Source organism: Halomonas sp. S3-1-1 (assembly GCF_023757625.1).
In the GTDB taxonomy this organism is placed as follows: Bacteria; Pseudomonadota; Gammaproteobacteria; order Pseudomonadales; family Halomonadaceae; genus Vreelandella.
This window is the reverse complement of the sequence record NZ_JALGBZ010000003.1, coordinates 670,806-680,884: the sequence shown is the minus strand read 5'-3', so window position 1 is coordinate 680,884 and position 10,079 is coordinate 670,806. Positions and strand designations below refer to the sequence as shown.

Genomic DNA, 10,079 nt, shown 5'->3' with positions numbered 1-10,079 from the left:
AAACGAATTTACCGTGATACCTCGAAAGGTATCGCTGTGTTCGTCTGCCTTGATATAAGGTGACTTGTCACCCTCATCGGCAAACGCCCACATGAATTGCCTGATCAAATTGTTAAAGAGCTGTTTCGCTTCGACCTGAACACTGACTCGATGACCTGAGCCGGTTGCCGTTGCGAGGAAGGCGTATTCTACGCACTTCCTGATGTTTGTCAACCGCTGATTTCAGCGCGTGAAGCAAGCGATCAAAGCTGCGCTAACTTCCTGACAAACCGAAGGTTTTCACCTTCATTCACCGCCTGAAACGCTGTGCGTCCCCGGCAGCGGATGCGTACTTTACGGATTCACCGCCGGGAGCGCAAGGGCTTTTTTCAAAAAGCGTCATTTGAGTGAGACGCGAGCGTAGCGCTTCTTGCCAGCCTGAATAACGTAAGCGTTGTTCGTGGCCAGCATGGTGCTGGGCGCAACCGCCTCGCCGTCGACTTTCACACTACCGTTTTTGAGCATGTCCTTCGCCTGAGCGCTGTTTTTGGTCAGCCCTGCCCGGGTCAGTACGCTGGCGATCGGCGCTTCGCCACCTTCGAAGTCGACCTCGACCTCCGGTAGATCCTCCGGCAGCTCGCCGTCGGCCAGCTGGTTGCCGGCGGACTTGTGCGCGTTGGCCGCCGCCTCGTCACCGTGGTAGCGGGCGATCAGCTCGCGAGCGAGCTCCATCTTGATGTCGCGCGGGTTGGCGCCCTGCTCGACGCTTTGCTTGATCGTGTCGAGCTCTTCGTTGGACTTGAGCGACAAAAGCTCGAAGTAGCGCCACATGAGGCTGTCTGGCATGGAGACCAGCTTGTTGAACATCGAACCCGGTGACTCGTCGACGCCGACGTAGTTACCCAGCGACTTCGACATCTTCTGCACGCCGTCCAGGCCTTCGAGCAGCGGCATGGTGATGACGACCTGAGGCTCCTGGCCGAAGTGCTTCTGAATTTCGCGCCCCATCAACAGGTTGAACTTCTGGTCGGTGCCGCCAAGCTCGACATCCGCTTCGAGCGCCACGGAGTCGTAACCCTGAACCAGCGGGTAGAGAAACTCATGAATGGCGATGGACTGATTGGCCTTATAACGCTTCTCGAAGTCATCGCGCTCGAGCATGCGCGCCACGGTGCTCTGCGCGGCCAGCTCGATCATTTTGGCCGCTCCCATTTCGCCAAACCACTCGGCGTTGAAGCGCACCTCGGTCTTTTCCGGATCGAGGATCTTGAACACCTGCTCTTTATAGGTCTCGGCGTTGGCCTTGACGTCGGCCTCGGTGAGCGGCTTGCGCGTCACGTTCTTACCGGTCGGGTCACCGATACGCCCGGTGAAGTCGCCGATCAAAAAGATGACGGTGTGACCCAGCTCCTGGAACTGACGCATTTTGGTGAGCAGAACGCTGTGACCGAGGTGCAGATCCGGCGCGGTGGGATCGAAGCCTGCCTTGATGCGCAGCTTGCGGCCGGACTCGAGCTTTTTGCGCAGCTCGTCCTCGACCAGAATTTCGTGTGTGCCGCGCGACAGCAGCGCTAGCGCCTGATCCACCTCACTCATTGCCTCTCTCCACTGGTAAGCTTTGCCCATTCGGGGCGGAAACGATCGATAGCCGCCAATGTTATCACGCCAATCGATACCGGTTGAGCCTTCACTACTCTGGATACGCCCATGGATTCACCCATGAAGACGCCCTTGGCGCCGGACACGCTGCTCTATATCGGGCTGATGTCCGGCACTAGCCTCGACGGCATCGACGCCGCTCTGGTGGCCATCGCCCCCACGACCGCACCCAAACTGCTCGAGACCCACGCAGAGCCGATGCCCGAGCCGCTGCGCCAGGCGCTATTGACGCTGTGCCACTCGGACCAGGCACGCTTTGCCGAGTTTGCAAGCGCTGAGGCGCAGTTTTGCGAACTGCAGGCGAAAGCGGTTCAGGGGCTGCTCGGCAAGGCCGGTGTGTCGTGTGAGGACATTCGCGCGATCGGCAGCCACGGCCAAACCATCGAACATGCCCCGCAAGGCCACATCGAAGGCCCGGCCTATACGCTGCAGCTCGACAACCCGAGCCTTCTGGCAGAGCTTACCGGCATGACCGTGGTGGGGGATTTTCGCCGGCGTGATCTCGCCGCCGGCGGGCAGGCCGCGCCGCTCGCCCCGGCCTTTCATCAGGCGCTTTTTTCGTCGGCCGAAACCGAGCAGCTGGTGCTGAATTTAGGCGGCATCGCCAACGTCACTTGGCTTCCCGCCGCGCCGACTCAGCCGGTGATCGGCTTCGACACCGGCCCGGCCAACGTGTTGATGGACGCCTGGTTTGCGCGCCACTGCTCAAAGGGGGCGACCGAGCGCTTCGATAAAAACGGCGCCTGGGCGAAAAGCGGTCGTATCGATACCGCCCTGCTCGACCGGCTGCTCGACGAGCCTTTTTTTCGTCAGCCGCCGCCGAGAAGCACCGGGCGCGAACTGTTTCATCTCGAGTGGCTGCTAAAAAGGCTGACCGGCGATGAGGCCCCGGCCAACGTGCAGGCCACGCTTGCCGAGCTGACCGCGGTGAGCGTGGCCCGCGCCATCTGCGAGCTTTTACCCAGCGCCACCCGAGTCAATTTGATCACCGGCGGCGGCGGTGCCCACAACACCTATTTGATGGAGAGACTTGGCCATCATCTGCCGAGTGCGACACTGATCTCACCAGAGGCGTACGGCTGGCCGGCGGACTGGATCGAGGCCGGCGCTTTTGGCTGGCTGGCCCACCAACGGCTGGAACACCTGCCCGGCAACCTGCCCTCGGTGACCGGCGCGCGCGGGCCCCGTGTGCTCGGCGGGGTCTACGCGCGCTGAGTATGATCAGTCGCGAGGCGGGGTGAGCGCCCCCTGGGCGCGGGTCTGGGCCTCCTCGAAGCTGACCGCGCCCTCCTTGACCAGCTTTAAAAGCGAGGCGTTGAGGGTCTGCATGCCGAGATTGACGCCGGTCTGCATCGCCGAGTAGATCTGCGCCACCTTGTCTTCGCGGATCAGGTTGCGCACCGCCGAGGTGGCGATCAGGATTTCGTGGGCCGCCACGCGCCCGCCGCCTTCGCGCTTTAAAAGCGTCTGGGCGACGACTGCCTGCAGCGATTCCGAAAGCATCGAGCGCACCATCGCTTTCTCCTCACCGGGAAAAACGTCGATGATGCGGTCGATGGTCTTCGCCGCCGAGGTGGTGTGCAGCGTCGCGAAGACCAGGTGCCCGGTTTCCGCGGCGGTCAGCGCCAGCCGAATGGTTTCGAGATCGCGAAGCTCCCCCACCATGATGACATCCGGGTCCTCGCGAAGCGCGCTCTTCAACGCGTTGGCGAAGCTGTGGGTGTCGCGGTGCACCTCGCGCTGGTTGACCAGACAGCTCTTGCTTTCATGCACGAACTCCACCGGGTCTTCGATGGTGAGAATGTGCTCATAGCGGTATTGGTTGATGTAGTCGATCAGCGCGGCCAGGGTCGTACTCTTGCCCGACCCGGTCGGGCCGGTGACCAGTACAATTCCGCGAGGCAGCATCGCTAAACGCTCGAACACCTCGCCAAGCCCCAGCGCCTTCATCGACAGCACCTGGCTTGGAATCGTGCGAAACACCGCCCCGGCCCCGCGCCCCTGGGTGAAGGCGTTGACGCGAAAGCGCGCGATGTCGGGCAGTGCATAGGAGAAGTCGATCTCCAGGTGCTGGGCATACTCCTGGCGCTGACGATCGTTCATGATGGCGTGAACCAGCGACAGTACCTGTTCGTGACTCATGGCGGGGACGTTGAGCCGATGAATATCGCCATCGACGCGAATCATGGGCGGCAAACCGGCGCTCAGATGCAGGTCGGAGGCATTCTGTTTTGCCGAGAATGCCAGCAGTTCGGTAATATCCATCTCACTTCCCTGGCGGTTAAAGGTACTTCAGTATGGCAGAAATCGCGCTTTACAAGTCGCTTGACGCCGCACACCAGCGTTTGGAGCGCGCGCTCGACGCCGCCGAGCGCCCGACAGGTAGCGCCAGGCTTTTGGCGGTGAGCAAGACCAAACCCGCCTCGATGCTGCGCGATGCCTGGCAGCACGGCCAGCGCGCCTTCGGTGAAAACTACCTGCAGGAGGCTCTCGATAAACAGCGCGAGCTTTCGGATCTCGACGATATCGAGTGGCATTTCATCGGTCCGCTGCAGTCCAACAAGACCCGGGCGGTGGCCGAGCACTTCGACTGGATGCACACCGTCGAGCGCAAAAAGATCGCCAGGCGACTCGATGAACAGCGCCCGGCGCACCTCCCCCCGCTCAACGTCTGTTTACAGGTGAACATTAGCCGCGAGGCGAGCAAGGCCGGCGTCGCACCGGAAGACGCGCTGGCGCTCGCCAGAGAAATTGCCGCGCTAGAGCGTCTTTCGCTGCGCGGGCTCATGGCCATTCCCGCGCCCTGTGACGACCCCAAGCGCCAGCGCGAACCCTTCGCCGCGCTCAGGGCGCTTCTTTTTGAGCTGCAGACCGCGCTGCCCGACGCGCCGCTGGATACCCTTTCCATGGGCATGAGCGACGACCTGGAAGCCGCCGTTTTCGAAGGCGCAACGCTGGTACGTCTGGGCAGCGCAATTTTCGGCGCTCGCGATTAAGCGTAAAACCCGGCACTCGATCACGGAAACCGCCGCGAGCGGCCACTTTTATTTAATCAGGAGCTTCATTGATGGCGAACAACATTACCTTCATCGGCGCGGGCAACATGGCCAAAGCGATCATCGGTGGCCTGCTCGACAGCGGCTTTTCCGCCGCGCAGATCACCGCCACCGCGCCAAAGGATGAGGAGCTTGCGCCGCTGCGCGAGAAAATGGGTATTCATACCGCGACCGACAACGTTGAGGCGGTCAAAAACGCCGACGTGGTGATCCTCGCGGTCAAGCCGCAGATCATGCAGGACGTGTGCGCAGCGCTGGCCGAGCCGATACAGGCAAGCAAGCCTTTGGTCATTTCGATTGCCGCGGGGCTTGAAGCCGCTACAATCGACGGCTGGCTGGGCGGCGAGACGGCGCTGGTGCGCTGCATGCCCAACACGCCGTCGCTGGTCGGCGTCGGCGCCAGCGGCCTTTACGCCAACGACCACGTGAGTGACGACCAGCGCCGTTTAGCCGGCGAGCTCATGGAAGCGGTGGGTATCGTCGAGTGGGTCGAAGACGAAGCGCTTTTGAGCGCGGTCACCGCGGTGTCCGGCAGCGCCCCGGCCTACTTCTTTTTGATGTTCGAGGCGATGGAAGAGGCGGCGGTGGCCCAGGGGCTCCCCGCGCAGACCGCGCGCCGCCTTGCGATTCAAACCGCGCTGGGCGCGGCGACCATGGCCGCGCAAAGCGAACACGACCCGGCCACGCTCAAGCGCAACGTCATGTCGCCCGGCGGCACCACCGAGCGGGCGATCGAGCACATGGAGTCGGCAAAGCTGCGCGAAACGATCAACGCAGCGATGCAGGCCTGCGCCGATCGCGCCGATGACATGGCCAAAGAGCTGCGCGGCCGCTAGGGTCTGTCTGAAAAGTCGACGAGCGCAGTCACTTTTCAGACGGAGCCTAAGCGGCGCCAAACCTTCAACACTCAGCACGACTTAACGCAACGGAGACGCAAGCAATGGGCAGCCAAGTAGGTAGCGCCGGGTTGATGCTCGTCAACACGCTCATCAACATCTATTTATTTCTTTTAATGCTGCGTTTTCTGCTGCAGGCCTCACGCGCGGACTACTACAACCCGATGAGTCAGTCGGTGGTCAAGATCACCCAGCCGGTAGTTGGGCCTTTCCAGGCCTTTTTAGGGCCGGTGGCCGGGCGCTTCGATCTGGCAACGCTGGCGGCGGCGTTCGTGCTGAAGGTGATAAGCATCGTCGCCATTTTCATGCTGTTTGGCCTGGGCATGCCGCCGGTGGTGCAGCTGGTGATCGCGGGCATTGCCTCGCTTGCCAACGCCATTTTGAAGATCTACTTCTTCGCCTTGATCGTGATGATCATTCTGAGCTGGGTGGCGCCCAACGCAAGCCACCCGGGCGCGCTTCTGGTGATGCAACTGGTCGAGCCGATCATGGCGCCGGTGCGTAAGGTGATTCCGCCGCTGGGCATGATCGATCTCTCGCCGATCGTGGTGTTCATCGCCATCAATTTGATCGATGGACTCGTCGTGGGCTCGCTGATTCGCCAGGCGGGCGCGCCTGGCGCGCTGGTCGGGCTATGAGCGCCTTCACTCGGATTTTGCAGGATTGACGCCCTTGATGCCTGATTTAGACACGCGCCCCGGGCCCGACTACCCGGCGGACTCCGTCGGGCTGGTCACGCCCCACGTGGCCCGCTTCGACACGCCGCTGCCGCTCGCCTGCGGCCGGGTGCTGCCGGAGTACGAGCTGATTTTCGAGACCTACGGCACGTTGAATGCCGAGCGCACCAACGCCGTGCTGATCTGCCACGCGCTCTCCGGCCACCATCACGCCGCCGGCTATCACCACCCCGACGACTCAAAACCCGGCTGGTGGGATGCGCATATCGGCCCGGGCAAGCCGATCGACACCAACCGCTTCTTCGTCATATCGCTGAACAACCTTGGCGGCTGCCACGGAAGCACCGGGCCGGTTAGCCACAACCCGGAAACCGGCCGCCAGTGGGGGCCGGACTTTCCCGTGGTGACGGTGAGCGACTGGGTGGCAAGCCAGGCACGGCTGGCCGATCACTTGGGTATCGAGCGCTTCGCCGCCGCCGTGGGAGGGAGCCTTGGCGGCATGCAGGTGCTGCAGTGGACGATCACTCACCCGGAGCGGGTAGCCAACGCGGTGATCATCGCCGCCACGCCCAGGCTCTCGGCGCAGAATATCGCCTTCAACGAGGTCGCCCGCCAGGCGATTCGCTCGGACCCGGAGTTTTTCGACGGCTGGTACGCCGAGCACGACACGGTGCCGAAACGGGGGTTGAAGCTTGCGCGCATGGTGGGTCACATCACCTATCTGTCCGAAGACGCCATGGGCACCAAGTTCGGCCGCGACTTGCGCAGCGAAGACCTCAACTTCGGCTTCGACGTGGAGTTTCAGGTGGAGTCCTACCTGCGCTACCAGGGCGACGCCTTCTCGACCGCCTTCGATGCCAACACGTATTTGCTGATGACCAAGGCGCTGGACTACTTCGACCCCTCGGCGCTACACGGCGGCGAGCTGGCCAAGGCCGTGGCCCCGGCGCAGTGCCCGTTTTTGATCGTAAGCTTCACCACCGACTGGCGCTTTCCGCCTTCGCGCTCGAAAGAGCTGGTCGACGCGCTGATTCACGCGGGCAAGCCGGTCAGCTACGCCAACATCGAATCCCCCCACGGCCACGACGCCTTTTTGCTGCCGGAGCCGCGCTACGAGGCGTTGTTTAGCGCCTTCATGACGCGCGCCGCCGAAGAGCTCGGTTGTGATGCCACTCGCCAGGAGCCCCGGTCATGATGCGCACCGATCTAGAGCTGATTTTCGACTGGATCCCCAAGGGCGCGCACGTGCTGGACCTGGCCTGCGGCGACGGCGCGCTGCTCGAGCGCCTGAGCCGCGAAAAAGCGGTGACCGGCTACGGTTTGGAGATCGACCCGGCGGGCATCACCGCGTGTGTCGCGCGCGGGGTGTCGGTGATCGAGCACAACCTGGACGACGGGCTGGGCAACTTCTGCGATCAAAGCTACGACCAGGTGATCATGACCCAGGCGCTTCAGGCGCTGCGCCGCCCGGATAAAATGCTCGACGAGATGCTCCGGGTGGCCAACGAGGGCATCATCACCTTCCCCAACTTCGCCTACTGGCGCCACCGGGTGCATCTGGGCCTGCGCGGCTACATGCCAGTGTCGAAGTCGCTGCCCCACGCTTGGTACGACACGCCCAACATTCACCTGTCCACCTTCAACGACTTCGAGCAGCTGTGTCGCGAGAAAGGACTGGTGATCGTCGACCGCGCCGTGGGCGTGGGCGAGCATCGCGGCCACTGGACGTCCAAGTGGTGGCCCAACCTCTTCGGCGAGATCGCGATCTTCCGCGTGCGCCGACGTTAAAGGCGCACCTTCAGGGCGCGCTCGATAAAGATGGACGTTGGCGCGCCCGCCTCCCACCCGATACCGATACCGTAGGCCAGCACCTCGACGCCCTGAGCTACCGCGGCGTGCAAGCCCGCGGCGTAGGCCGGGTCGATGTGCGTGGCAGGGCCGACATCGTCGATGCCCTGTCGCGCCACGCAGAACACCAGCACCGCGCGTTCGCCGCGGCGGGCCAACGCCTCGAGCGACTGCAGGTGCTTGAGCCCGCGAGTGCTGACCGATGCCGGAAAGTAGCCGTGGCCGTCGTCCTCGCGCAGCGTCACCTGCTTGACCTCGAGATAGGCGCGGCGACCGCTTTTGGAGTCTTCGAGCAGAAAGTCGAGCCGCGAGTCGTCGACCGTCACCTCGCGGCGGCGCGTATCGAACCCAGCCAGCGCCTCGAGCCTGCCGGCCTCGAGGGCCGCCTCGACGATACGGTTGGCGCGCCCGGTGTGGATCGAGGCAAGCTCTACCTGGCCGCTGGCCTCCGGCAGCTCGATCAACTCCCAGGTCCAGGCGAGCTTGCGCTTGGGGTTGTCGCTGGAGGAGAGCCACACCCGACACCCCGGCACGTTGACGCTTTTCATCGAACCGGTATTGGGGCAGTGGGCGGTGACCTCGCGGCCGTCGTCCAGGCGCACGTCGGCGAAAAAGCGCTTGTAGCGGCGCAGCAAAATGCCCGGCACCAGGGCCTCGTAAGTGATCATGTGTGCGCCACGAAGCGGGCCAGACGCACCAGCGCTTCCTCGAGACGCTCCACATCCGCGGTGAAGGCGATACGCACGAAGCGCTCGCCGCCCTGCACGGCGAAATCGATGCCTGGCGTGATCGCTACGTTCTCCTCTTCCAGCAGCCGCTGGCAAAACGTTTGGCTATCGCGGCTGTAGCGAGAAATATCGATCCAAACATAGAACGCGCCCTGGGGCGCCACGTCCGGGGCGAGGCCCAGCGCCTGAAGGCCATCGAGCAGCATTTGGCGGCGCTCTTTCAACACGGCGAGGCGGCGCTCCAGCTCCTCGCGGCACTCCGGCGTAAAGGCAGCAAGTGCGGCGTGCTGCGCGGGGGTGGACGCCGCCAGAAAGACGTTCTGGGCAAGCCTCGTCAAGGGCTCGATCGCGCGCGTTGGCGCCACCAGCCAGCCCAAGCGCCAGCCGGTCATGCCAAAGTACTTCGAGAAGCTGTTGACGACGAACGCCTCGCTTGAAAGCGACGTGGCGGAAAGCGGCGCGTCGTCAAAGTTGAGCCCCTGATAGATCTCATCGACTACCAGCTCACCGCCGCGGGCCGCCACCGCTTCGCACACGCCGGCAAGCCCAGCCCGGCTCAGGGTGTGGCCGGTGGGGTTCGACGGCGTGGCAAGCATGGCAAGGCGCGTGGCCGGCTGCCAGTGGCGCTCGATCAGCCCGGCGTCGAGCTGCCAGCCGGTGTCGGCGCCGACCGGGATGGCGTCCACCTCGGCGCCGGCCAGCGCCATGAAGTGGCGGTTGCAGGGATAGTTGGGGTCGGCCATCAGTACCCGGTCGCCTTCGCTAACCAATAGCTGGCTTGCCAGCAGCAGCGCCCCGGAGGCGCCGGGGGTGACGATGATACGCGCCGGATCCACCTCGGCGCCAAAGTGATCAGCGTAGTGGCCGCTGATCGCCTCGCGCAGCGCCGGCAATCCCGCGGCGGGGGTATAGCGGGTTTTTGCGTCGGCCAGGGCGGCCTGACCGGCGGCCAAAATCGGCGCGGGCGTGGGGAAGTCCGGCTCGCCCACTTCCAGGTGAATGACGTCAAAGCCTTGGGCCTCGCGGGCCTGGGCCATTTCCAGCAGGTGCATCACGCGAAACGGCGCGACCTGGTCGAGGCGGGGATTCCAGCCCATTCGAACTCCTTGAGCGCTCTATCGATCGAGGTTGTAAGGTGCATTAAGAAATTAGACGTTCGTCGTAGACACCCAGTTATGCTTGCATGGCGATGCATTTTAGGCTAAACAAGCATCCCTTTGGCGTGAAATCGTGGTG

The 10,079-nt window shown here is 63.4% G+C and carries 10 protein-coding genes; 6 read left to right on the top strand and 4 right to left on the bottom strand.

Going from position 1 to position 10,079, the window contains the following annotated elements; genetic code table 11:
* Positions 1-378: 378 nt before the first annotated feature.
* Complete coding sequence (gene tyrS, locus MQW23_RS12480) at positions 379-1,575, bottom strand: tyrosine--tRNA ligase (RefSeq protein WP_252108459.1); 1,197 nt, start codon at positions 1,573-1,575, stop codon at positions 379-381.
* Between the two features lie 123 nt (positions 1,576-1,698).
* Between tyrS and MQW23_RS12475 the strand changes: the two genes are divergently transcribed.
* Complete coding sequence (locus tag MQW23_RS12475; RefSeq protein WP_252108458.1) at positions 1,699-2,853, top strand: anhydro-N-acetylmuramic acid kinase; 1,155 nt, start codon at positions 1,699-1,701, stop codon at positions 2,851-2,853.
* A gap of 6 nt (positions 2,854-2,859) precedes the next feature.
* On the opposite strand, the gene MQW23_RS12470 is transcribed toward MQW23_RS12475, so the two are convergent.
* Positions 2,860-3,903 carry a type IV pilus twitching motility protein PilT gene (locus MQW23_RS12470; protein ID WP_252108457.1) on the bottom strand — a complete coding sequence of 348 codons (1,044 nt, stop codon included), beginning with the start codon at positions 3,901-3,903 and terminating at the stop codon, positions 2,860-2,862.
* Positions 3,904-3,935: 32 nt separating this feature from the next.
* Between MQW23_RS12470 and MQW23_RS12465 the strand changes: the two genes are divergently transcribed.
* The 5 genes from MQW23_RS12465 to metW all read left to right on the top strand — a co-directional run bounded on the left by MQW23_RS12465 (position 3,936) and on the right by metW (position 8,055).
* A complete protein-coding gene (locus tag MQW23_RS12465) occupies positions 3,936-4,634 on the top strand; it encodes a YggS family pyridoxal phosphate-dependent enzyme (protein ID WP_252108456.1) in 699 nt (232 codons plus the stop codon).
* A 71-nt stretch (positions 4,635-4,705) separates the two neighbouring features.
* A complete protein-coding gene (gene proC, locus MQW23_RS12460) occupies positions 4,706-5,530 on the top strand; it encodes a pyrroline-5-carboxylate reductase (RefSeq protein WP_252108455.1) in 825 nt (274 codons plus the stop codon).
* A 104-nt stretch (positions 5,531-5,634) separates the two neighbouring features.
* Entirely contained in the window at positions 5,635-6,228 is a 594-nt protein-coding gene (locus tag MQW23_RS12455) for a YggT family protein (protein ID WP_252108450.1), read from the top strand.
* A 37-nt stretch (positions 6,229-6,265) separates the two neighbouring features.
* The gene (gene metX, locus MQW23_RS12450; protein ID WP_252108449.1) at positions 6,266-7,462 is read left to right on the top strand and encodes a homoserine O-succinyltransferase MetX; all 1,197 of its coding nucleotides are present in this window, start codon (positions 6,266-6,268) and stop codon (positions 7,460-7,462) included.
* Positions 7,462-8,055, top strand: coding sequence for a methionine biosynthesis protein MetW (gene metW, locus MQW23_RS12445; protein WP_252108510.1), 594 nt, complete (start codon positions 7,462-7,464; stop codon positions 8,053-8,055). Before metX ends, metW begins: the two co-directional genes overlap by 1 nt.
* Here the strand turns inward: metW and sfsA are convergent.
* Together sfsA and MQW23_RS12435 are read right to left on the bottom strand one after the other, a co-directional pair.
* Positions 8,052-8,783 carry a DNA/RNA nuclease SfsA gene (gene sfsA / locus MQW23_RS12440; protein ID WP_252108448.1) on the bottom strand — a complete coding sequence of 244 codons (732 nt, stop codon included), beginning with the start codon at positions 8,781-8,783 and terminating at the stop codon, positions 8,052-8,054. The genes metW and sfsA overlap by 4 nt on opposite strands.
* A complete protein-coding gene (locus MQW23_RS12435) occupies positions 8,780-9,940 on the bottom strand; it encodes an aminotransferase class I/II-fold pyridoxal phosphate-dependent enzyme (RefSeq protein WP_252108447.1) in 1,161 nt (386 codons plus the stop codon). Before MQW23_RS12435 ends, sfsA begins: the two co-directional genes overlap by 4 nt.
* Positions 9,941-10,079 lie beyond the last annotated feature (139 nt).